Raw genomic sequence first — 24,927 nt, 5'->3', positions numbered from 1 at the left:
GCGATGGCAGCGACGCGGTCGCGGATCAACCCTCCGGCTTGAGAATCAACACCGCCAGCGGCGGCAGATTCAGCTCCAGCGACAGCGACTGGCCATGGCTCGGCACCTCTTCGGTAAACGCCCCGCCGCCATTGCCATAGTTGGACCCGGCGTAAGTGTCGGCATCACTGTTGAGCAACTCCGCCCAGCGCCCGGCAAACGGCACCCCGACCCGGTACGACTGACGCGGCACCGGAGTGAAGTTGGCCACCACCAGCACCGGTTTGCCGTCCTTGCTCCAGCGCAGCCACGCGTAAACGCTGTTGATCGCATCATCGCCAATCAGCCACTGAAAGCCCTGCGGCGCATCGTCCTGATCGTGCAGGGCCGGTTCCTCGCGGTACAAGCGGTTGAGGTCGCCGACCAGTTTCTGCACGCCTTTGTGTTCCGAGTATTGCAGCAGGTACCAGTCCAGTTGCTGATCGTGATTCCACTCGCGCCACTGGCCGAATTCGCAGCCCATGAACAACAGCTTCTTGCCCGGGTGGGTCCACATGAAACTCAGGTAGGCGCGCAGGTTGGCAAATTTCTGCCAGCGGTCACCGGGCATCTTGTCGATCAGCGAGTGCTTGCCGTGCACCACTTCGTCGTGGGAGATCGGCAGGATGAAGCGCTCGGACCAGGCGTAAACCAGGCCGAAACTCAATTCGTTGTGGTGATGCGCGCGGTACACCGGGTCCTGCTGGATGTAGTGCAGAGAGTCGTGCATCCAGCCCATGTTCCATTTGTAGGCGAAACCGAGACCACCCTGCTGGGTGCTCTGACTGACGCCCGGCCATGCGGTGGATTCCTCGGCGATCACCAGCGCTCCCGGCGCTTCCAGTTCGACCACGTCATTCAAGTGGCGGAGGAAATCGATCGCCTCCAGATTCTCGCGCCCGCCATGGCGGTTCGGCACCCATTCGCCGGCCTTGCGCGAATAGTCGCGATACAGCATCGAGGCCACCGCATCGACGCGCAGACCGTCGATGTGGAAATGCTTCAACCAGTGCAACGCCGACGCCAGCATATAGCCGTGCACTTCGGTGCGGCCCAGGTTGTAAATCAGCGTGTCCCAGTCCTGATGAAAGCCTTCCAGCGGGTTGCCGTATTCGTACAGCGCGGTGCCATCGAACTGCGCCAGGCCATGGGTATCGGTAGGAAAATGCGCTGGCACCCAGTCGAGGATCACGCCGATATCGGCGCGGTGACAGGCGTCGACGAACTCACCGAATTGCTCTGGCGTGCCGTATCGGGCACTCGGGGCGAATTGCGAGAGCAACTGATAACCCCAAGAGCCGCCAAACGGGTGCTCCATGATCGGCATCAATTCGATGTGGGTGAAGCCCAGTTCCTTGACGTAAGGAATCAGCCGCTCAGCCAGTTCCGGCCAAGTGTACTGACGGGCGACTTCGCCCAGATCGTCCAGTTCGCACTGCCACGAGCCGGCATGTAATTCGTAGATCGACAGCGGCGCTGAATGCTTCTGCCGTTCGCGACGGCCGTTCATCCAGTCCTGATCCTGCCAGTTGATCTGCAGCGGCGCGGCGACTTTCGACGCGGTGTCCGGCGGCAGGCTGGTGGCCAAGGCCATCGGGTCGGCCTTCAACGGCAGGATGCCGTGAGCGCCGAGGATTTCGTATTTGTACAACTCCCCTGCTTGCAGGCGTGGAATGAACAACTCCCAGACCCCGGACGGATGGCGCAGGCGCATCGGATGGCGGCGACCATCCCACACGTTGAAATCACCGACCACCGACACTCGGCGAGCATTCGGCGCCCACACGGCAAAACGCACACCGTCGACGCCATCGACGGTGGTCAGTTGCGCGCCGAGGCAGCTGCTCAGATCACGGTGATTGCCTTCAGCGAACAGATACAAATCCATTTCGCCGAGCAACTGGCCGAAGCTGTACGGATCTTCCGCCACCTGTTCGCCGCCGGCCCAACGCGTGCGCAGCAAATACGGCCGCGCCTGATCGAAGTGACCGACAAACAATCCCGGCGTTTCAGTGGCTTGCAATTCGCCGCGTTCTTCACCGCTTTCCTTATCCAGCACTTCTACTTTCAACGCACCCGGCAGATAAGCGCGGATGAACTGCCCACCGGCACCATCACCGTGCGGGCCGAGAATGGAAAACGGGTCGTGGTGTTCCGCGCGCACCAGGGCGTCGATGTCCCGCGCCGCCGGCAATAACGCTTCTTTAGCGTGACCCTGTTCCTTGTTCGAGAAACTCATGACTACTCTCCACCAAGATCGGAAAAGGGTTTAAGCCCCGTCAATAACCCATACAAACCGTGCAACGGCACGGGCAGCCACGTGGGGCGATTTTCGGCTTCATAGGCCACTTCATAGGCCGCCTTCTCCAGGCCGAACAGCGCAAGCGCAGCGTCGGCACCCGCAGGATCCTGCCAGGCATGATCAAGACTAGCTGCCGCTTGGCGATACGCTTGAACAAATGCCTCGCGCGCCTCACGCAGGTAGCGCTCGGCAACCCGATGCCGGGCCGCTTCCGACTCTGGACTGTGATCGACGTTGTGCACATTGATCGTCATCGCCGCCGCGTAATCGAAGGAACGCAGCACGCCGCTGACGTCCTTGTACGGACTGTGTTTGCCGCGCCGTTCGTGCAGCGGCCGCGCCGGTTCACCCTCGAAATCGATCAGATAGGCATCGCCCTTGATCACCAGCACCTGACCCAAATGCAGGTCTCCGTGGACGCGAATCCGCAAGCCGCCAACGGCTTTCTGCGCAAGTTCCTGCACATGGCCGAGGATGACCTTTTTGTTGTCGAGCAGCCGCGCGACCATTTTCTGATCCGCCGCGCTCAGATGGCTCTGATGCTGCTTGAGCAGCTTCAACGCATGCTCGACCTGCGCCGCGACGTCCTTGCCAGTGGCTTGGGCGTCCTTGGCGCTGGTGGTTTGCGGGGCGAAGTCGGGGTTGTTGCTTGGCGCCGCCAGCACTTGGTGCATTTCACCCAGGCGCTGGCCGAGCATGCCGGCAAAGTCCTTCAGTTCGCCGAGGGCGTTGTAATGCTGTTCCTGCTCGGACATCGCGTCCGCCAGCTCATCACGCAACGCCCGTTCGAGGTTGTTCTGCGTCCATTCCCAGGCATCGCCCTGATTGCTCAGATAGCCTTGCGCGATCATCAGCAGGTTGTCTTCGCCCGCGCCATCGCGGCGAATCACCGAGCCGAGCAGCGGCGAGATGTTGGCGAAACCGGCCTCGGTCAGGTACGCGCTCATTTCCAGTTCCGGGTGTACACCCGAAGCGACCTTGCGGATCAGCTTCAGCACCAGACTGTTGCCGATCACCACCGAACTGTTCGATTGCTCGGCCGACAGATAACGCACCTCGGATTCGGCACCGAGGCCGAGTTTTTCCAGTTGCGCGGTCGGCGCAAAACGAATCTCGCCCTGTTCGGAGTTGAGCACGGTATTGCTCTGCATGCCTTGCAGCACCGCGTGGACAAACGTTTCAAGGCTGAAGGCATCCGTGATCAGACCGACCTGACGCCCGCGACGAACCCGCGACAATGCCAGTTGCTGCGGCAACGCCGGCCCGACCTGATCTTCGGCGATGAAGCCGAACGGCAGTTGATAGCGGCTGGTCTGCCCGGCGCTGGTGACTTCGATTTCGCTGAGCAGCACCGGATGCTGCGCGTCGCCGAAGCGCACGCCGTAGGCCAGATTGACCTGCTCGATGGCCGCGTCCTTGCCGGCGAACCAGCGGCGGTTCTGCAGCCAGCTCGGCAGGATGCTCTGCTCCAGGGTGTTGCGGGTCGGCGTTTCGAGCAGTTCTTCCATGCGTTTTTTCAGCACCAGCGTGGTGAAGTCCGGCAGGCTCTGCGCCGGTTCCACGTGCCAGCTCGGCATCTGGTTTTCTGCAGCCAGGGCGAACCAGTAGAAACCGTACGGCGCCAGGGTCAGGAGGAAATTCAACTGGCCGATCGGTGGGAACGCATTACCGCCGAGCATCTCCACCGGAACCATGCCGACGTAAGCCGACAGATCGAGTTCCGCCGCCTGCGCGCTACGCGAGACGTTGGCCACGCAAAGAATGATTTCGTGCTTGCCGTCGGCGTCGGTGAATTCCCGGGTGTAGGCCAGAATCCGCCGGTTGCTCGGCGAGAGCATCTTCAGCGTGCCGCGACCGAAGGCCTTGGACTGCTTGCGCACGGCAAGCATGCGTCGCGTCCAGTTCAGCAGCGAATGCGGATCGCCGGCCTGAGTCTCGACGTTGACGGAGAGATAACCGTATTGCGGGTCCATGATCGGCGGCAGCACCAGGCTGGCCGGATCGGCGCGGGAGAAGCCGCCGTTGCGGTCGATCGACCATTGCATCGGCGTTCGCACACCGTCGCGGTCGCCGAGGTAGATGTTGTCGCCCATGCCGATTTCGTCGCCGTAATACAAAGTCGGCGTGCCGGGCATCGACAGCAGCAGGCTGTTGAGCAACTCGACGCGGCGGCGGTCACGCTCCATCAACGGCGCCAGACGCCGACGAATGCCAAGGTTGATCCGCGCGCGACGGTCAGCGGCGTAGTAGTTCCACAGGTAATCACGCTCCTTGTCGGTGACCATCTCCAGCGTCAACTCATCGTGGTTACGCAGGAAAATTGCCCACTGACAATTGGCAGGAATTTCCGGGGTCTGGCGCAAAATGTCGGTGATCGGGAAGCGATCTTCCTGGGCCAGCGCCATGTACATGCGCGGCATCAGCGGGAAGTGGAAGGCCATGTGGCATTCGTCGCCGTTGACGCCCTCGGCATCGGTGTCACCGAAGTACAGCTGGGTGTCTTCCGGCCATTGGTTGGCCTCGGCCAGCAGCATGCGGTCCGGGTAATTGGCATCGATCTCGGCACGGATCTGCTTGAGGACATCGTGGGTCTCGGGCAGGTTTTCGTTGTTGGTGCCGTCGCGCTCGATCAAATACGGAATGGCGTCGAGACGCAGCCCGTCGATACCCATGTCCAGCCAGTAGCGCATCACCGACAGCACCGCTTTCATCACTTGCGGGTTGTCGAAATTGAGGTCGGGTTGGTGCGAATAGAAACGGTGCCAGAAGTACTGGCCGGCGACCGGGTCCCAGGTCCAGTTGGACTTTTCGGTGTCGAGGAAGATGATCCGCGTGCCGTCGTACTTCTGATCGTCATCCGACCACACATAGAAGTCCCGCGCCGCCGAACCGGGCTTGGCTTTGCGCGCCCGCTGGAACCACGGGTGCTGATCCGAGGTGTGGTTGATGACCAGTTCGGTGATCACCCGCAAACCCCGCTTGTGCGCCTCGGCGATAAAGCGCTTGGCGTCGGCCATGGTCCCGTAGTCGCTGTGTACGCCGCGGTATTCGGCGATGTCATAGCCGTCATCGCGGCGCGGCGAGGGGTAGAACGGCAGCAGCCAGATGGTGTTGACGCCGAGTTCGGCGATGTAATCGAGTTTGGCGATCAGGCCGGGAAAGTCGCCGATCCCGTCGTTGTTGGAGTCGAAAAACGATTTGACGTGAACTTGATAGATCACCGCATCCTTGTACCAGAGCGGGTCTTTGATAAAGGTGGCTGCCTTGGGTTTCTTCGCCATGTGAAACTCCTGTTCAATTCTGGAAAAACCGTGAGCCGATGACCTGACTCGAAAACGCTGAGCAACCTGTGGGAGCGAGCCTGCTCGCGATTGCGGATTAACATTCAGCAAAGATGTCGCCTGCAAAAACGCATTTCGCGAGCAGGCTCGCTCCCACAGGGAATCGGTGTTCAGGCAGTAATCCGCCAGATCCCGAACGGCTGGTAAGCCGGGTCAATGCGCATGAACTGATACTTGCCATGCCAGTCCCAGCGATGCCCGTTCATCAAGTCCTCACCGTGGGTGGTCGCGTCGTCGGGCAGGCCCATCTCCCACAGCGGCAGTTCAAAATTGGCTTCCTGCACGTTGTGCGGATCGAGGCTCACCGCCACCAGAATGAAATTGCTGCCGTCAAAGCTGCGCTTGCCGAAGTACAGAATGTTGTCGTTCCACGCGTTGTAGATTTTCAACCCCAGGTGCGTGTGCAACGCCGGGTTCTGCCGGCGGATGCGGTTGAGCTGAGCGATTTCGGCAATGATGTTGCCCGGCGCATTGAAGTCGCGGACGCGGATCTCGTACTTCTCCGAATCAAGGTATTCCTCTTTGCCCGGAACCGGCGCCGATTCGCACAGTTCATAACCGGAATACATGCCCCACAAGCCCGACCCCATGGTCGCCAGCGCCGCGCGGATCAGAAACCCCGGCCGCCCTGATTCATGCAGGAACGCCGGGTTGATGTCCGGCGTGTTGACGAAGAAGTTCGGCCGGTAGCATTCGCGCCACGGCGACTCGTTGAGTTCACTGAAGTAGGTCGCCAGCTCCGACTTGGTGTTGCGCCAGGTGAAATAGGTGTAGCTCTGGGAATAACCGACCTTGCCCAGCCGCGCCATCATCGCCGGTGTGGTGAACGCTTCGGCGAGGAAGATCACTTCCGGGTGCAGCGCCCGCACATCGGCGATCAGCCATTGCCAGAACGGCAGCGGCTTGGTGTGCGGATTGTCGACGCGGAAGATTTTCACACCTTCGTTGACCCAGCCGACGACGATATCGCGCAGCTCCACCCACAGACTGGGGATGGCGTCCGGCGCATAGAAGTCGACGTTGACGATGTCCTGGTATTTCTTCGGCGGGTTTTCCGCGTATTTGATCGTGCCGTCGGGGCGCCAGTTGAACCAGCCCGGATGCTGCTTGAGCCACGGGTGATCCTGCGAACACTGAATGGCGAAATCGAGGGCGATTTCCAGGCCATGCTCAGCGGCAGCGGCCACCAACCGGCGGAAGTCTTCGCGGGTGCCGAGCTGCGAGTGAATCGCCTCGTGCCCGCCCTCCTCGCTGCCAATTGCGTACGGACTGCCCGGATCATCGGGACCTGCGGTCAGGGAATTGTTGCGGCCCTTGCGGTGGGCGCGGCCGATCGGGTGGATCGGCGTGAAGTACAGCACGTCAAAACCCATGTCCTGAATCATCGGCAGGCGCGAGTGCACGTCGTTGAAGGTGCCGTGACGCTTGGGATCGTCGGTGATCGAGCGCGGAAACAGCTCATACCAACTGGCAAACTCGGCCAGTTCCCGTTCGACGTCCACCGGGAATTCGGCGCTCAGGCTCAGATAGGCGCGGTGATCGGCCTGGGCCATCAACTGCGCACTGCGCGAGTGCAGAAACAGCGCCACCTGCTCGGTTTCGAGCAGGCCGGCCAATTCATGATGCAGTGCGGCGAGTTGCTCGCTGAGCTGACCGTCGCTGCGCTCGGCGGCCTGCAGCACCATGCTGCGCCCTTCCTGCAGTTCGAGCGACACCGGGACGGCGGCGTTGTGCTTCTTCTCCAGTTCGTACTGGAAACTGGCGAAATGGTCGATCCACGCTTCGATGCAATACAGGTAGCGACCCTCGCGGTCGGGACGAAACTGCCCCTGCCAACTGTTATTGCCCAGCTCGTTCATCACCTCGCTGTGCCAGCTCTCTTCGCCCTCCGCACGCCAGCGGATGCGCACCGCCAGCTTGTCATGGCCGTCGGCGAAGACCTTGCTGGTGACGATCACGTCACGCTCGACGATCGACTTCACGGCAAACTGCCCGCCATCGAGGGTCGGCATGGTGTTTTCGATCACGATGCGCGGCAGCAGCAGCGCCTGCGACAGCGGCATGTGCGGGTTGTAGCTCTGCTCTGAAGGTTTTTCAGCAGACATCGAGCATCTCTCCTTAACGCCCCAAGGACGCTCTTGTGCCGGAACAGTGTTCACAATGAGGCACCGGCCCCGACTTGAACTCACTTAGGTTCCGAGCGACCGGCGCGGGGAAAAGTTCACAGGGATTTGTCTGGTCAGAAAAGCGGATCGAATTCATCACACGGTGGTCAATCCACTTAAGCACTTCTCACGCCATGTGCCACACGGAGGTCTACAGATGAACATCCCGATCCCGGCCGAAACGCCTGATCCGAACATCGACAAACCCACCCTGCCCGAGACCGAGCCACAGCCGATCCCCGAGCAGGACCCCCCAGGCACCACGCCACCGCCAAAGGAAGAACCGCCGACGACGATGCCCCCCGTGATCGTTTAAGCACCCAGCCGATCGTTCCCACCCATCATGGGAACGATCGGTTACAGGTGCTGGTTTTTCTCCCCATCCTTCTCAAACATCCTGACCACCCGTGGCATCACGCTGAAAATCCCCAGCGCCAGCAAAGTGCTGAGCAGCGCCGTCGCTTCCCTGCCCAACCCGGCCGCCACGCCGATCGCCGCCGTCATCCACAACCCGGCTGCCGTGGTCAGTCCTTTCACGTGCCCTTCGTCACCTTCCTGATTCTTCAAAATCGTCCCGGCACCGAGAAAGCCGATCCCGGCGATCACTCCCTGCAACACCCGGCTCATCGCATCGGATTCGGCCCCTGAGGTCTGCGGCACCAGCACAAACAGCGCCGCCCCCAACGCCACCAACATGTGCGTGCGCACCCCGGCGGCCTTGCCCTTGTGCTCCCGCTCGAAACCGAGAATTCCGCCCAGCACCGCCGCCATCAACAGGCGCACGGTGATGCGCGTCAGTTGCGAAGCATCGCCGACATCGGCGAACTCCGCTTGCAGCGTCACCCACACTTCATGCCACCAGGCGTTCATCGCTCCCTCCTTTCTTATTGGTCGTTAGTGGATGGACAGCGGCGACCATTAATCAGTTGCGCAGAACGATCGGCAAAGCGCGCGCCCTAACCTTTCAGGTACTCATGAAAAAAGGACAGCCTCATGCCCGTTCGAATCGATGAATCCAATCCCGAAGCAAAAGTGTGTTTTTTCACCGTCGAAAATGGTGAAGAAATTCGTATCTGCGACACGCTGGAAGTCAAAACCGATAGCGAAAAAGCCATGTCGTTCGTTGAGATTGAAGGCCGGCGCGTTTACATCACCGAAGCAGAGGCGGATGCCTTGACCGTCGCCGGCGCGAAAGACGGTCGCAAGCACCTGAAGGCCGACGAGAGTGATTCGGTGATTTGACTGACCCGGATCAACATCCGGCGCAGACACCTGCGATAGGCGTTTGCGCCTGCGCCTGCGGGCTGCTTCAAGTTGTCGCAGGATGTGTACCAAACGCCATCTGATACGCTTTTTATTCAAATAGCTGAGTCTGTTATGCAAACAGATCGGCGCTCATAGTTCGTCCGCCTGATGGAGGCTGATGAGCGAATGACCATGAGCGAACAAATCCCCGTCCGAACCGTAGAAGCAAGCCCCACCATAAAAAATGTGCCTGGTCGCCCGATGAAGGCGAAGGCCGGCTCCACCGACAATCACATCCACACCCGCAGTTTCACCGGCCTGTTCCGTACCTTGCGCATCAGCGGCGCGGGCTTTCTGTTTCTGCTGTTCTTCGGCACCGTGTGGCTGAACTGGGGCGGTCGTCAGGCGGTGCTGTGGGACTTGGCCGAAAGCAAATTCCATATCTTCGGCGCGACCTTCTGGCCACAGGATTTCATCCTGCTCTCGGCACTGCTGATCATTGCCGCATTCGGCCTGTTCGCCATCACCGTGTTCGCCGGCCGGGTCTGGTGCGGCTACACCTGCCCACAGAGCTCGTGGACGTGGATCTTCATGTGGTGCGAAAAAGTCACCGAAGGCGAACGCAACCAGCGGATCAAACTGCAAGCGGCGCCCTGGGGCCTGAACAAACTGGCCCGGCGCGCGGCCAAGCACACCCTGTGGCTGGCGATCAGCGTGATGACCGGGCTGACCTTCGTCGGCTACTTCACGCCGATCCGCCCGCTGGCCGAAGAACTGTTCACCCTGCAGATCGGCGGGGTCAGTCTGTTCTGGGTACTGTTCTTCACCGCCGCCACTTACATCAACGCCGGTTGGCTGCGCGAAGCGGTGTGCATGCACATGTGCCCGTATGCGCGGTTCCAGAGCGTGATGTTCGACAAGGACACCCTGGCGATTTCCTACGACGTGGCCCGTGGCGAAAACCGCGGCCCGCGCAAACGTGATGTGAAGCCTGCCGAAGCGGGACTGGGCGATTGCATCGATTGCCAGTTGTGCGTGCAGGTCTGCCCGACCGGCATCGACATCCGCGACGGCCTGCAGATGGAATGCATCGGCTGCGCGGCGTGCATCGACGCCTGTGATTCGATCATGGACAAGATGAATTACCCGCGCGGCCTGATCCGCTACAGTTCCGAACGCGAATTGCAGGGTGGCAAGACCCATCTGCTGCGACCACGGCTGATCGGTTATGTCGCGGTTCTGCTGGTGATGATCGGCGCCCTGGCGCTGGCCTTGGTCGAACGGCCCATGGTCTCGCTGGATGTGACCAAGGATCGCGGGCTGTTCCGCGAAAACGGTCAGGGCCAGATCGAAAACATCTACACCCTCAAGGTCATCAACAAAACCCAACAGCGCCAGGACTACACCCTGAGCCTGGTGGACGGCGACGGCTTCCAGTTGCAGGGCAAGACCGAACTGAGCCTGGCGCCGGGGGAGATTGTCGATGTGCCGGTGTCGGTGGCGATGACCACCGAACGTCCGGCCAGCAGCTCGCAGACCTTGAGCTTCAAAATCGCCGACAGCGACGAGCCCGAGATTTACAGCGTGGCGAAAAGCAGGTTTGTGGCGCCGATGAATCGCTGAGCCTTTAAGATGCAGCTCTCTTTTGACACTGCGATACCTGTGGCGAGGGAGCTTGCTCCCGCTTGAGTGCTCAGCACTCACAAGCTTTTGGGGCCGCTGCGCAGCCCAGCGGGAGCAAGCTCCCTCGCCACAACAAGCAATCCGAATTCAGTCCATCGCGGGATACCGATGAAACGCTACGAAAAATTCGCCGACGACATCGCTGAACTGATCCGCTCCGGCGTCCTCGGCCCCGGGCAACGGGTGCCGTCGGTGCGCTACGCCAGCCAGACTTACGGGGTCAGCCCGTCCACGGTGTTCCAGGCCTATTACCTGCTGGAACGTCGCGGTCTGATCCGCGCGCGGCCGCGCTCCGGTTACTTCGTCAACACCCACGCACCGAGCCCGTTCTCGGAGCCGGTGATCAGCAGCCACGTCAACGATTCCACCGAAGTCGACGTCAGCGAACTGGTGTTCTCGGTGCTGGAATCGATCAAGGACCCGAGCACCGTGCCCTTCGGCTCGGCGTTCCCCAGCCCGACCCTGTTCCCATTGCAACGCCTGTCGCGTTCGCTGGCCAGTGCGGCGCGGGAGATGGATCCGCGCATGGTGGTTACCGACATGTCGCCGGGCAACCCGCAGTTGCGCCGGCAGATCGCCCTTCGCTACATGGTCGGCGGGCTGATGCTGCCGATGGAAGAACTGCTGATCACCAACGGCGCCCTCGAAGCGCTGAACCTGTGCCTGCAAGCGGTCACCGAACCGGGCGATCTGGTGGCCATCGAAGCCCCGGCGTTCTACGCCAGCCTGCAAGTGCTGGAGCGCTTGAAACTCAAAGCCGTGGAAATCCCCGTGCACCCGCGCGACGGTATCGACCTCGGCGTGCTCGCCCAGACCCTGGAACGCCATCCGATCAAGGCCTGCTGGTGCATGACCAGTTTCCAGAACCCGATGGGCGCGACCATGCCCGAGGCGAAGAAACAGGAACTGGTGGAACTGCTGCGCCGGCATCAGGTGCCGCTGATCGAGGACGATGTCTACGCCGAACTCTATTACGGTCAGCAGGCACCGAAACCGGCCAAGGCCTTCGACACGGAAGGGCTGGTGATGCACTGCGGTTCGTTCGCCAAGAGCCTGGCCCCCGGCTACCGCATCGGCTGGGTCGCTGCCGGGCGCTACGCACAGAAAATCGAACGGCTGAAACTGATGACCTCGCTCTGTGCCTCAATGCCGGCGCAAGCGGCCATTGCCGACTACCTGCAACACGGCGGCTACGACCGCCACCTGCGCAAACTGCGCTACGCCCTGGAAGAACAGCAAAGCGCGATGCTCGCAGCGATTGCCCGCTACTTCCCGGCGCAGACCCGCGTTAGTCAACCGGCCGGCGGCTATTTCCTGTGGCTGGAACTGCCACCGCAGATGGATTCGTTGAAGTTGTTTCAGATGGCGTTGGCGCAGGGCATCAGCATCGCGCCGGGGCCGATTTTCTCGCCGACTCAGCGGTTCAGGAACTGCATTCGCCTGAACTACGGCAGCCCGTGGACCGAGGATTCGGAGAAGGCGATGGAGACGTTGGGGCGGATTGTGCGGTCGTTCTGACAGACAGATGTTGCCGCTTATGACGCCTTCGCGAGCAAGCCCGCTCCCACAGTAGACCGCATTCCATCTGGAGAAACGCGGTCTACTGTGGGAGCGGGCTTGCTCGCGAAGAGGCCAGATCAGGCAACACAAATCCCAACGATCAGCGCCCACCACCCAGATCAACAAACGTCCCGGTCGCATAAGAAGCCTTGTCCGACAGCAACCAGACAATCGCCTCCGCCACCTCATCCGGGCGCCCGCCCCGGGCCATCGGAATCGCCGACTCAAGCTTGCTGACCCGATCCGGATCGCCGCTCAGTGCATGGAAATCGGTATAGATATAGCCCGGACGCACCGCGTTGACCCGAATCCCCTCACCCGCCACTTCCTTGGACAGACCGATGGTGAAGGTGTCGAGCGCGCCTTTGGACGCAGCATAATCGACGTACTCGTTGGGCGAACCCAGGCGTGCGGCGACAGAGGAGACGTTGACGATGCTGCCGCCCTGCCCGCCGTGTTTGGGCGACATGCGCAGGATCGCGTGCTTGGCGCAGAGGATCGGCGCCAGGACGTTGGTTTTCATGATTTTGAGAATACGAAATTCGGACATTTCATCGACCCGCGACTTGTGCCCGACGGTGCCGGCGTTGTTCACCAGCGCGGTGACCCGACCCAGTTCGGTGTCGACCCGCTGAAACAGCGCGATCACTTCATCTTCGATGCTGACATCGGCGCGTACCGCAATGGCTTGCGCCCCCAGCGCCCGCACTTGCTCCAGCACGCTTTGCGCGGCCTGTTCATCCGACTGATAGTTGATGCAGATCCGATAGCCCTGCCCGGCAGCCAACAACGCCGTAGCGGCGCCAATTCCGCGCCCGCCACCGGTGATTACCATGACTTTATCCATGCTGGCCCTTCCCCCCAATGCACACGTAACAGTCGGGTTGAAGAATAACCGCCATTGGGCGGTTTTGCATGGGCTCTGTCAAAGACAAAACCCTGCATGAGACTGAGATGTTTTTTTGTGGCGAGGGAGCTTGCTCCCGCTCGGCTGCGAAGCAGCCGTGATTCCGGCCAACACGGTACAACCGAGTAAAAACGAGGCCGCTTCGCGCCCCAACGGGAGCAAGCTCCCTCGCCACAGAATGCAGTCAGACTGCCGTCAGAGCCTCTCCACGGGCAATATTTTGCATGAACGCGTCCGCCGGCATCGGATGCCCCAACAGATAGCCCTGCAACGAATCACAGCCCAACTGCGTGAGGAAATCCTGCTGCACGCCGGTCTCCACACCCTCGGCAACAATGCGCAAACCCAGTGCCTGGCCCAACGCCACAATCGCCGAGACGATGGCCGCGTCATCGCTGTCATGCTCCAGATCGCGGACAAAACCGCGGTCGATCTTCAGCTCGTTGGCCGGCAAACGCTTGAGGTACATCAGGCTCGAATAACCGGTGCCGAAGTCGTCGATCGACAGGTCGACGCCCATGTCGGACAACTCCTGCAACACCTTCATGCTCGCATCCGCGTCGCTCATGGCCGTGGTTTCGGTGATTTCCAGGGTCAGGCTGTTGGCCGGCAGGTGGTGGGTCGCCAGCGCCTTGGCCACGCTCTGCACCAGCCCCGCGTGGCAGAACTGCAAGGCCGAGAGGTTCACCGCAATGCGCCAGTCGGTGTAACCGAGCACGTACCATTCGCGCATCTGCCGGCAAGCTTCATTCAGCACCCATTCACCGATGGCGATGATCAGGCCGGTCTTCTCTGCCAGATCGATAAATTTGTCGGGCAGCAACATGCCCTGGGTCGGATGTTGCCAGCGCAGCAGCGCTTCGGCACCGACCGGACGACCACTGATGGCGTCGAATTTGGGCTGGAAATACAGGCTGAACTGACTGTGTTCCAGCGCGGCGCGCAGATCTTGCAACAGCTGCAGCTGCTTGCGCGCGTTGCTGTTCATCGAAGCATCGAAGAAGCTGTAACCGTTTTTGCCGCTGCCCTTGGCGTGATACATCGCCGCGTCGGCATTCATCAGCAGTTCCTGGGCGCTCAGGCCGTTGCCCGGGTACAGGGCAATGCCTACGCTGGCAGAAATCTGCAAGTCGTGCTCGGCCACGCGGAACGCCTGACCGAGCAACCCGACCTGACGCGCGGCCAGCCCCAGAGCATCGTCGGGTTCGCTCAGACGCACCAGCAGCACGAACTCGTCGCCGCCAATTCGCGCGAGCGTATCCTGACTGCGCAGATCTTCGCGCAGGCGCACCCCGACTTCACGCAGCAACTGGTCACCCATGTGGTGGCCGAAGGCATCGTTGACCGGTTTGAAACCGTCCAGATCGATGAACATCAACGCAAAACAACCGCCCTGCTCCTCGACCTTCTTCATCGCCTGATTGATCCGGTCGTCCAGCAGCATACGGTTCGGCAGACCGGTCAGGGTGTCGTGCAATGCCAGTTGCGTCAGTTCACGGTTGGCCAGGGTCAGCGAATGCGCCAGGTCGGCGGTACGCGCTTCAAGGCGCGCATCGAGAATCGAAGTGAGCAAGGCGATCGACAGCACCGCCAGCGTGGTGATCAGCACCAGATTGTCGAGGCCGTTGCCCTTGAGGCCGTCGAGCGTTGCACCGCAGAAACTGCCGTCAGGAAATTGCGCGGCGGCCATGCCGGTGTAGTGCATGCCGACAATCGCGATGCCCATGATCACTGCCGCACCACCACGAATCAGACGCACATAAGGCGAGTGCTGGCGCAGGCGGAAGGCGATCCATAACGCCGCCGCCGAGGCCCCGACCGCGATCAGCAATGAGGCGCCGAACAGGGTCGGGTCGTAATCGATGCCAGGCGTCATGCGCAGCGCGGCCATGCCGGTGTAATGCATTGCACTGATGCCGGCGCCCATGATCAAAGCACCAAAGGCCAATTGCAGAATCGGCAGTTTCGGCTGGCTGACCAGCCATAGCGCGAACCCGCAGGACAGCACGGCAATCAGCAGCGACAGCGCGGTAATCGCAATGTCGTAGCCCAGGTCGATCGGCAGCTTGAAGGCCAGCATGCCGATGAAGTGCATCGACCAGACGCCGACACCCATCGCCAGTGCACCGCCGGCCGTCCAGAAATGCACTGCGCGGCCACGGGCGCTGGCGATGCGCCCGGTCAGATCGAGCGCGGTGTAGGACGCGAGGATCGCCACACACAAAGAAATGAAAACCAGGGTGAAGGAATAATTACCGATGAGCATGAAGATTCTCGCGACCACCCGCGCCGTACTGCGTCCATTCTCGGCCGGGCAAATGCGGCGATTGTACTGATTGCGCGGAAGAACGCACTGACAAAGTAATCATTTTGCCATCAAGCCGATGAAACGCTTGTTTGATGGTTTTGCGAGGCTCTGGCCCGGGCCTCGTTCCCAGGAGTCCGGCAATCAGCGCGATTGATGTGGGAGCGAGCCTGCTCGCGAAAAAGCCAGCACGTTCATCGCAGATGTCGATCGAGCTGACGCCTTCGCAAGCAGGCTCGCTCCCACGGATCAGCGATTGTCGCTGACATCGAGTTGTCCGTCCCAGCCGCCACCCAGCGCCGCAATCAATTGCACACTGGCGATCAAGCGGTTCTGCAGAATGTTCAGCACAGTCCGCTCGTTGCTCAGCGCCGTGGCTTGCACCACAACCACATCGATGTAGGCAATCAACCCGGCCTTGTACTGGTTCTGGGTCAGGCGCAGCGAGTCGCGTGCAGCATCCAGTGCTTCCTGACGCACCGCCGCCTCGTCTTCATACACCTTCAGTTGCACCAGATAGTTTTCCACTTCGCGGAAGCCGTCGAGCACGGTCTGGCGATACTTGGCGACGGTCTGGTCATACACCGCCTCGGTCCGATCAACCTCGGCCGAACGAATACCACCGTCGAATATCGGCAAATCCAGTTTCGGCCCGACCGACCAGAAACGGTTCGGCAGCGTTAAAAGATTTTTCGAGGTACTGCTACTGTAGCCGCCGCTCATGCTCAAGGTCAGATCGGGGTAGTACGCCGCTTTCGCCACGCCGATATTGGCGTTGGCGGCGATCACCGAGCGCTCCGCCGAGGCAATGTCCGGGCGGCGTTCCAGTAGCTGCGACGGCAGGCTCAGGGGAATCTGCGGCAGGTTCGGAATGTTCTGGGTTTCAGCGATGCTGAATTCGGCCGGCGCCTGCCCGGTGAGCACGGCGATGGCATTTTCAAACTGCGCCCGCTGCCAGATCAGATCCACCAGATCGGCCTGGGTGGTTTTCAACTGGGTCTGTGCCTGCGCCACCGCATCGCGCCCGGAAATCCCCGCGCGGTACTGGTTCTGGGTCATTTGCAGGGATTTTTCGTAGGCCGCGACGGTGGCTTCGAGCAGGCGCTTCTGCTGGTCGATGACCCGCAGTTGCAAGTAATTCTGCACCAGCTCCGACTGCTGGCTCAGGCGCATCGCGGCCAGATCGGCGAAGCTCGCCTGGGCGCTGGCCTCGTTGGCTTCCAGACCTCGGCGCAACTTGCCCCAGATATCAGCCTCCCAACTCACACCCAATTGCGCGTTGTAGGTGTCACGAATGCCGCTGGCGGAACTGCTCAGGCTCGAACTGCTGCTGCCGGTGCCCTGGCTGGAGCGGGTCTTGCCCACGCTCAAATCAACGCTCGGGTAAAACGCTCCACGGGCACTGCGCACCAAGGCCTGGGCCTGACGGAACTGGGCTTCGGATTGCGCGACGGTCTGGTTGGAACTGTTGAGTTTTTCGATCAGGCCATTGAGCTGCTGATCACCGTACAACTCCCACCAGGCGCCGCGCGCCAGCGAGTCGCTCGGATTAGCCTGACGCCAGCCTTCGGCCTCTTTGTATTGCGCGACCTCGGCGGTCTGCGGACGTTGATAGTCCGGGCCGACGGCGCAGGCACTGAGCATCGCCACGCACAGCGACAGGCTCAACAGGCGCGAACCGCGCGCAGTGGCCAGATTGAGAAGCGAACGGTCAGTCATAGCGGAGTTTCCAGAGCGGCGTCAGTACGCACGCCGCGCCACTTGTTGAAGCGGTGGCGCAGCTTGTCGAGATAGAGGTAAACCACAGGCGTAGTGTAAAGGGTCAGGACCTGGCTGAAGATCAGGCCGCCGATGATGGTCAGGCCCAATGGCTGGCGCATTTCCGCGCCCTCCGCCCGGCCAAGCAGCAACGGCAAGGCGCCGAGGATCGCCGCCAGGGTGGTCATCAGAATCGGCCGCAGCCGTTGCAGGCAGGCGCTGCGGATCGACTCCAGCGGCGACAGGCCCTGATGGCGTTCCAGTTGCAGTGCCAGGTCGATCATCAGGATCGCGTTTTTCTTCACCACCCCGATCAGCAGGAACAATCCGAGCAGGGAGATCAGGCTGAACTCGCCGCCCAGCGCATAGATCGACAGCAATGCACCGACCCCGGCCGACGGCAAGGTCGAGAGAATCGTCAACGGGTGAATGTAGCTTTCATACAGCACACCGAGCACCAGATACACCGCGAGCAGCGCACCGAGGATCATGAACGGCTGACTCTTCTGCGTCGCGGCAAAGGCATCGGCGGTGCCGGCCATTTTCGCGATCACGTCTTCCGGCAGACCGACCTTGGCAATCGCCCGCTCGATCGCGGCACTGCCCTGCTCCACGGTCACGCCTTCAGCCATGTCGAACGCGATGCTTTCGGAGGCGAACTGGCCTTCGTGGCTGACGCGGTCGTCTTCCAGGCTGTTTTCGTAATGGGCGATGGTCGACAACGGAATCCGCGCACCGTCAGCGGTAATCACCTGCACCTGATTGAGCGTCACCGGATCCTGCGCGTATTTCGGATTGACCTCCATCACCACCTGATACTGGTTGAGGCTGTCGTAGATCGTCGAAATCTGCCGCTGGCTGTAGGCGTTGTTCAGCACCGCCGTGACCATGTTCATGTCGACCCCGAGGCGCTTGGCCTGATCGCGGTCGACAATCAACGTCACCTGCTGCGCGCCGCGCCCCTCGCGGGCATCAATGGCGGTCAGCTCCGGCAGTGCGCGCAGCGCGGTCACCACTTTCGGGTACCACTCGCGCAACGCCCCCAGATCCCCGCTTTGCAGGATGTAGCTGTATTGCGAGGTGGTCTGCTCGCGACCACCGCCGAATTGCAGATCCTGATCGGCCATCAGCATCAACTGGGCGCCGGGCACCTTGGGCATTTCCTTGCGCAAGCGTTCGATGACTTTCTGCGCCGACAGGTTGCGCTCCTTGATCGGCTTCAGGCGTACCAGCATGAACGCGTTGTTGGTGCCGTTGGTGCCGCCGATGAACCCGGCGACGCTTTCCACTGCTTCGTCCTTGAGCACGGCACGGCGGAAGGTTTCCATTTTCGGCTGCATCACGCTGAACGACAGACCGTCGTCACCCCGGACGAAACCGATCAACTGGCCGGTGTCCTGCTGCGGCATGAAGGTCTTCGGTACTACTACGTACAGCGCAACGTTGACCCCGACCGTAATGATCAGACTGAGCAAAGTCAGACGGCGGTGGCGCAGCACCCAATCGAGGCTGGTCGCGTATTTGCCGACCATCCAGTCGTTGGCGCGACGGCTCCAGCGTTGCAGGCGGTTTTCCTGGCCCGGCGTGTGCGGCTTGAGCCAGCGCGCGCAGAGCATTGGCGTCAGGGTCAGCGAGACCACCAGCGACACCACGATGGCTGCTGCCAGGGTGATGGAAAACTCGCGGAACAGGCTCTCGACAATTCCGCCCATGAACAGGATCGACAGGAACACCGCCACCAGCGACACGTTCATCGACAGCAAGGTGAATCCGACTTCCTTGGCCCCGAGGTAGGCAGCCTGCATCGGTTTGACGCCTTCGTCGATGTGCCGGGAAATGTTTTCCAGCACCACGATGGCATCGTCCACCACCAGTCCGGTAGCCAGAATCAGCGCCATCAGCGACAAGTTGTTCAGCGAGAAGCCATAGAGGTACATCACCGCAAAGGTGCCGACCAGCGACACCGGCACTGCCAGCGTCGGAATCAGCGAGGCGCGGAAATTCCCGAGAAACAGGAACACCACCAGAATCACCAGCGCCACGGCGATCAGCAGGGTCATTTCCGCTTCATGCAGCGTGGCCTTGATCACCGGCGAGCGATCCATCGCCAGGTTCAGCTTGACGCTGGCCGGCAGTACCGCCTGCAACGCCGGCAACTGCGCCTTGATCTCGTTGACCGTCTCGATGATGTTGGCACCGGCCTGACGATTGATCACCAGCAGTACCGCCGCGTCATCGTTGAAGAAGCCGCTGTTGTAACGGTCTTCGACGCCGTCGCTGACCTTGGCCACGTCCTTCAGGCGCAGGGCCGCGCCGTCCTTGTAATGGATGATCAGCGACTCGTAATCCTTGGCCTTCTCCAACTGGTCGTTGGCCTGGATCTGCCACAGGCGCTCGCCGTCTTCGACCGAGCCCTTGGGCCGGCGCACGTTGGCCCCGGCGATGGTCTTGCGCACATCATCGAGCGCCACGCCGTACTGGTTCAGCGCCTGCGGTTCAAGTTCGATACGCACCGCCGGCAGCGAACTGCCGCCGATCTGCACTTCACCCACGCCCTGCACCTGGGACAGGCTCTGCGAGAGGATGGTCGAGGCCAGGTCGTAGAGCTGGCCTTTTTCCAGCACATCCGAGGTCAGCGACAGCACCATGATCGGTGCCTGCGACGGGTTGACCTTCTTGTAGGTCGGCATGCTGCGCATCCCGCTCGGCAACAGGTTGCGTGAAGCGTTGATCGCCGCCTGCACTTCCCGCGCCGCGCCGTTGATATCACGGTCGAGGTCAAATTGCAGAATGACCCGGGTCGAACCCTGGCTGGAACGGCTGCTCATGGTGTTGACACCGGCAATCGCGCCGAACGAGCGCTCCAGCGGCGTCGCCACCGTGGACGCCATCACCTCGGGACTGGCGCCGGGCAGACTGGCCTGGACCACGATCACCGGGAAATCCATTTGCGGCAGCGGCGACACCGGCAACAGACCGAAACTGACACCGCCCAGCAGCATGATCGCCAGACTCAGGAGCATGGTCGCCACCGGGCGCTTGATGAAAGGACCGGAGAGGTTCATTGACCAAGATCCTTAATTTCACCGCACTCCCCTGTAGGAGTGAGCCTGCTCGCGATGAGGTCGGCACATTCAATATCGGTAGAGGCAGGCATACCGCCATCGCGAGCAGGCTCACTCCTACAAGGGATATGTGTACGGACAGTCATACCGAAACCTCTTCGCGGTCGGCATTGGTCTTGCCAAAGCGCCGGCCGAGACGGTCGAAGTACAGGTAGATCACCGGCGTGGTGAATAGAGTCAGCACCTGGCTCACCAGCAAGCCGCCGACCATCACCAGGCCCAGTGGCTGACGCAACTCAGCCCCGGAACCGGTGGCGAGCATCAACGGCACCGCGCCGAACAGCGCCGCCAGAGTGGTCATCAGAATCGGCCGGAAGCGCAGCAGCGCCGCCTGATAGATCGCCTGCTCCGGCGCCATGCCCTGGGTGCGTTCGGCGTCGAGGGCGAAGTCGATCATCATGATCGCGTTCTTCTTGACGATACCGATCAGCAGGATGATGCCGATGATCGCGATCATGCCCAGGTCATTGCCGCTGAGCAGCAACGCGAGCAACGCACCGACCGCCGCCGACGGCAGGGTCGAGAGAATGGTGATCGGGTGAATGTAACTTTCGTAAAGCACGCCGAGCACGATGTACATGGTCACCACCGCCGCCAGAATCAGCAGCAAGGTGCTCGACAGCGAGGCCTGAAACGCTTCGGCCGCACCCTGGAACTGGGTCTGCACGCCAATCGGCATGCCGATGTCCTGCTGCACCTGTTCGATGATGTCCACCGCATGCCCCAGCGCCACGCCGGGTGCGAGGTTGAACGACATCATCACGGCGGGGAACTGGCCGATGTGGGTGATTGCCAGTTGCGCCTGACGTTCCTCGACATGGGCCAGGCTCGACAGACGCACTTGCGCACCGTCAGTGGTCTTGACGTGAATCTGATCCAGCGCCGCCGGGCCGATCTTCTCCCCGGCCTGTGCCTGCAGCACCACACGATACTGGCTGGCCTGGGTGTAAATGGTCGAGATCTGCCGCTGGCCGAAGGCGTCATACAACGCATCGGTAATGTTCTGCACCGACACACCGAGGCGCGAAGCCGCATCGCGGTCGATCACCAGATAGACCTGCAAACCCTTGTCCTGCAAATCGCTGGCGACGTCGGTCAGCTCCGGACGCTGGGCCAGTGCCTCGACCAGACGCCCGCTCCACTGGCTGAGCAGTTCAGAATCCGGCGAGGACATACTGAATTGGTACTGGGTACGGCTGACTCGATCCTCGATGGTCAAATCCTGCACCGGCTGCATAAACAGGCGGATGCCGACCAGTTTGTCCAGTTGCGGTTGCAGGCGCGCGATCACCTCGGTGGCGCTCAGGTCACGCTGACCATGCGGCTTGAGGTTGATCAGCAGGCGACCGCTGTTGAGCGTGGCGTTGTCGCCGTCGACACCGATGTAGGACGACAGGCTCTCCACCGCCGGATCTTCGAGAATCACCTTGGCCAGCGCCTGCTGGCGCTCGCCCATGGCGGCGAAGGAAATCGACTGCGGCGCCTCGGAAATGCCCTGGATCACCCCGGTGTCCTGCACTGGGAAAAAGCCCTTGGGCACCACCATATAAAGGAACACGGTCAGCGCCAGCGTACCGATAGCCACCAACAGGGTCAGCGGCTGGTGTTTGAGCACCCACTGCAACTTGCGCCCGTACGCGGCTATCATCCAGTCGATGACCGCGCCGCTGGCACGGTAGAAGCGGCCCTGCTCGTGGGCTTCCGGCTCACGCTTGAGCAAGCGCGCGCACATCATCGGCGTCAGGGTCAGCGAGACCACCAGGGAAATAAGGATCGCCACCGCCAGAGTGATGGCGAACTCGCGGAACAGCCGCCCGACCACGTCAGCCATGAACAGCAGCGGAATCAGTACCGCGATCAGCGACAGGGTCAGGGAGATCAGGGTGAAGCCGATCTGCTTCGCGCCTTTGAGCGCCGCCTGCATCGGGCTGTCACCCTCCTCGATGAAGCGCGCGATGTTTTCCAGCATCACAATCGCATCGTCGACCACAAAACCGGTGGCGATGGTCAGCGCCATCAAGGTCAGATTGTTGACCGAGAACCCGGCGAGATACATCACGCCAAACGTACCGATCAACGATAGCGGCACCGCAACCGACGGGATGATCGTCGCGCTGGCACGCCGCAGAAACAGGAACGTCACCATCACCACCAACGCAATGGCGATCAGCAGTTCGTGTTGTACGTCGGTGACCGAGGCGCGGATGGTCTGGGTGCGGTCGGTGAGCACGGTAACGTCGAGGCCGGCCGGCAGGTTGTCGGTGATGCTCGGCAGCAACGCCTTGATCCGGTCGACCACCTCGATCACGTTGGCGCCCGGCTGACGCTGAATGTTCAGCAGCACTGCCTGATTCTGGTTGGCCCACGCGGCGAGACGCTCGTTTTCCGCACCGTCGACGATTTCCGCCACATCCTTCAGACGCAGCGGCGCGCCATTCTTGTAGGCGAGGATCAGGTTGGCGTAGTCCTTGGGCGACGTCAGCTGGTCGTTGGCATCGAGCATCGAGACCCGGGTCGGGCCGTCGAAGTTACCCTTGGGCTGGTTGACGTTTGACGCACCGATCAGGGTGCGCACGTCTTCCAGGTTCAGGCTGTTCGCCGCCAATGCTTCCGGGTTGACCTTGATCCGCACCGCCTGACGCTGACCGCCGGCAATGCTGACCATGCCGACGCCGCTGATCTGGGCGATCTTCTGCGCCATGCGCGTATCGACCAGATCATTAAGCTTGGGCAGGAGCATGGTTTTCGAGGTGATCGCCAAGGTCAGCACCGGGGTATCCGCCGGGTTGACCTTGTTGTACACCGGCGGCGCCGGCAGGTCGGTCGGCAGCAGGTTGGTCGCGGCGTTGATCGCGGCTTGCACCTGCTGTTCGGCGACGTCCATGTTGATGTCGAGGCTGAAACGCAGGGTCAGAACCGAAGCGCCGCCGGAGCTGGTCGAGGCCATTTGCGTCAGGCCCGGCATCTGCCCGAACTGGCGTTCGAGCGGCGCGGTAACAGCACTGGTCATCACGTCCGGACTGGCGCCGGGGTACAGGGTCATGACGCGAATGGTCGGATAATCGACCTGCGGCAATGCCGAGACCGGCAGCAGGCGATAGGCAATCAGGCCGGCCAGAACAATGGCCAGCATGCTCAGGGTAGTGGCTACCGGACGGAGGATGAACAGCCGCGAAATGTTCATGCGCCCTTCTTGGCCTTGTCAGCCGCGGCGGCGTCCGGCGCACTGGCGGCGGGTTTGCCCTGCAGGTGGCCGGTCGGGGTGGTCGGCACGTCATTGCTGTCGTTGACCACTTCCACTTCGCTGCCTTCCTTCAGGCGGTCGGTGCCTTCCAGCACCACGCGATCGCCCGCGGCGAGGCCTTCGGTGATCACGGTGTTGGTGCCGTCACTGGCGCCGATCTTCAACTGGCGGATGGTGACTTTCTTGTCGCCGTCCAATGCGTAAACGAACGTGCCGTTGGTGCCGAACTGAATCGCCGCCGAAGGTGCCAGCACCACGCCTTTCAAGGTGTCGGCCAGCAGATGGACGTTGACGAACTGATTGGGGAACAGCGACTGGTCGCGGTTATCGTAACGGGCCTTGAATTTCAGGGTGCCGGTGGCGACGTCGATCTGGTTGTCGAGGCTTTGCAGCACGCCGCTGGCCTGGATCTTGGTATCGCCGCGATCCCAGGCCTCGGCCGGCAGTTTGGCGCCGCTGTGGTAGCGCGCCAATACGGTTTCGAGGCTGTTTTCCGGCAAGGTGAAGACCACGCTGATCGGTTGGGTCTGAGTGATCACCGCAAGGAACGTGGTGTCGTTGGCGGCGACGAGGTTGCCGACGTCGACCTGACGCAGACCGACGCGACCGGCAATCGGCGCGCGGATCTTGGTGAATTCGAGATTGAGCTTGGCGTCGTTGACCGCTGCCTGATTGGTCTTGACCGTGCCCAGGTACTGGCCGACCAGCGCTTCGGCGGTGTCCAGGGTCTGCTTGGCGATGCTGTCTTCCTTGTACAGACCGCGATAACGCTCGACATCGACCTGAGCGTTTTTCAACTGCGCCTGATTCTGCAGCAAGGTGCCTTCAGCCTGGAGCAAGGCGTTCTGGTACGGACGCGGATCGATCTCTGCCAGCAGGTCGCCAGCCTTGACCATCTGCCCTTCCTCGAAATTGATCTTCACCAGTTCACCGCCGACCCGGCTGCGCACGTTGATGGTGTTGAGCGCAGTCACCGTGCCCAGTGCCTTGTAATACAGCGGGAAGTCGCCCGTGACCGCCGGCGCCACACGCACCGGAATCGGCCCGGCCGCGCCACCGAAGCCCGGCCGCATCATCCCCGAACGTCCGGCATGGCCGCTCGCAGCCTTGTCGGCGCCCTCCTTGTGGGCCGAACCGGCGGGCCAGAATTTCCAGCACAAAACGGCGATGACCAACAGGACGAGCAGGCTGATTAGCCAGCGACGGGAATTGCGAGGGGACGATTGCATGGATTGATTAACCATTGGGCGCGTGGGCTTCTTTTACGGGAGGCT

14 protein-coding genes are annotated in these 24,927 nt (G+C 61.5%); 4 read left to right on the top strand and 10 right to left on the bottom strand.

Going from position 1 to position 24,927, the window contains the following annotated elements; translation table 11 throughout:
• Window positions 1-25: 25 nt before the first annotated feature.
• The 3 genes from glgB to V3W27_RS22265 all read right to left on the bottom strand — a co-directional run bounded on the left by glgB (window position 26) and on the right by V3W27_RS22265 (window position 7,766).
• Entirely contained in the window at window positions 26-2,257 is a 2,232-nt protein-coding gene (gene glgB, locus V3W27_RS22275) for a 1,4-alpha-glucan branching protein GlgB (RefSeq protein ID WP_330207574.1), read from the bottom strand.
• 2 nt (window positions 2,258-2,259) lie between these two features.
• Window positions 2,260-5,601: a maltose alpha-D-glucosyltransferase gene (gene treS / locus V3W27_RS22270; RefSeq protein WP_139054523.1), complete on the bottom strand. Its 3,342-nt coding sequence runs from the start codon at window positions 5,599-5,601 to the stop codon at window positions 2,260-2,262.
• Between the two features lie 170 nt (window positions 5,602-5,771).
• Window positions 5,772-7,766: an alpha-1,4-glucan--maltose-1-phosphate maltosyltransferase gene (locus V3W27_RS22265; RefSeq protein ID WP_330207573.1), complete on the bottom strand. Its 1,995-nt coding sequence runs from the start codon at window positions 7,764-7,766 to the stop codon at window positions 5,772-5,774.
• A 217-nt stretch (window positions 7,767-7,983) separates the two neighbouring features.
• Here V3W27_RS22265 and V3W27_RS22260 point away from each other — a divergent pair, with 217 nt between their 5' ends.
• Entirely contained in the window at window positions 7,984-8,142 is a 159-nt protein-coding gene (locus V3W27_RS22260) for a hypothetical protein (protein ID WP_330207572.1), read from the top strand.
• A gap of 41 nt (window positions 8,143-8,183) precedes the next feature.
• Here the strand turns inward: V3W27_RS22260 and V3W27_RS22255 are convergent, their stop codons facing one another.
• The gene (locus tag V3W27_RS22255; protein ID WP_027613723.1) at window positions 8,184-8,696 is read right to left on the bottom strand and encodes an MgtC/SapB family protein; all 513 of its coding nucleotides are present in this window, start codon (window positions 8,694-8,696) and stop codon (window positions 8,184-8,186) included.
• A 123-nt stretch (window positions 8,697-8,819) separates the two neighbouring features.
• Between V3W27_RS22255 and V3W27_RS22250 the strand changes: the two genes are divergently transcribed.
• The 3 genes from V3W27_RS22250 to mapR all read left to right on the top strand — a co-directional run bounded on the left by V3W27_RS22250 (window position 8,820) and on the right by mapR (window position 12,272).
• Window positions 8,820-9,068: a DUF3203 family protein gene (locus V3W27_RS22250; RefSeq protein WP_027613724.1), complete on the top strand. Its 249-nt coding sequence runs from the start codon at window positions 8,820-8,822 to the stop codon at window positions 9,066-9,068.
• Window positions 9,069-9,263: 195 nt separating this feature from the next.
• Window positions 9,264-10,694: a cytochrome c oxidase accessory protein CcoG gene (gene ccoG, locus V3W27_RS22245; protein ID WP_330207571.1), complete on the top strand. Its 1,431-nt coding sequence runs from the start codon at window positions 9,264-9,266 to the stop codon at window positions 10,692-10,694.
• A 168-nt stretch (window positions 10,695-10,862) separates the two neighbouring features.
• Window positions 10,863-12,272 (top strand): GntR family transcriptional regulator MpaR, encoded by a 1,410-nt coding sequence (mapR, locus tag V3W27_RS22240; RefSeq protein ID WP_008087199.1) that lies wholly within the window; start codon window positions 10,863-10,865, stop codon window positions 12,270-12,272.
• A gap of 142 nt (window positions 12,273-12,414) precedes the next feature.
• On the opposite strand, the gene V3W27_RS22235 is transcribed toward mapR, so the two are convergent.
• The 6 genes from V3W27_RS22235 to V3W27_RS22210 form a co-directional block, all read right to left on the bottom strand.
• A complete protein-coding gene (locus V3W27_RS22235) occupies window positions 12,415-13,161 on the bottom strand; it encodes an SDR family oxidoreductase (RefSeq protein ID WP_007968514.1) in 747 nt (248 codons plus the stop codon).
• A gap of 244 nt (window positions 13,162-13,405) precedes the next feature.
• Window positions 13,406-15,487, bottom strand: coding sequence for a putative bifunctional diguanylate cyclase/phosphodiesterase (locus V3W27_RS22230; protein WP_330207570.1), 2,082 nt, complete (start codon window positions 15,485-15,487; stop codon window positions 13,406-13,408).
• A 288-nt stretch (window positions 15,488-15,775) separates the two neighbouring features.
• Window positions 15,776-17,245, bottom strand: coding sequence for an efflux transporter outer membrane subunit (locus V3W27_RS22225; RefSeq protein ID WP_183785231.1), 1,470 nt, complete (start codon window positions 17,243-17,245; stop codon window positions 15,776-15,778).
• A complete protein-coding gene (locus tag V3W27_RS22220) occupies window positions 17,242-20,349 on the bottom strand; it encodes an efflux RND transporter permease subunit (RefSeq protein ID WP_027613729.1) in 3,108 nt (1,035 codons plus the stop codon). The genes V3W27_RS22225 and V3W27_RS22220 overlap by 4 nt, the downstream gene beginning before the upstream one ends.
• Window positions 20,350-20,491: 142 nt before the next feature.
• A complete protein-coding gene (locus V3W27_RS22215; RefSeq protein ID WP_330207569.1) occupies window positions 20,492-23,593 on the bottom strand; it encodes an MdtB/MuxB family multidrug efflux RND transporter permease subunit in 3,102 nt (1,033 codons plus the stop codon).
• Window positions 23,590-24,897: an MdtA/MuxA family multidrug efflux RND transporter periplasmic adaptor subunit gene (locus V3W27_RS22210; RefSeq protein WP_115989888.1), complete on the bottom strand. Its 1,308-nt coding sequence runs from the start codon at window positions 24,895-24,897 to the stop codon at window positions 23,590-23,592. Before V3W27_RS22210 ends, V3W27_RS22215 begins: the two co-directional genes overlap by 4 nt.
• Window positions 24,898-24,927: the final 30 nt, after the last annotated feature.

This window comes from Pseudomonas sp. AM14(2022), assembly GCF_036346455.1.
GTDB classification, from domain to species: domain Bacteria; phylum Pseudomonadota; class Gammaproteobacteria; order Pseudomonadales; family Pseudomonadaceae; genus Aquipseudomonas; species Aquipseudomonas putida_A.
This window is presented reverse-complemented; position numbering and strand designations above follow the sequence as displayed.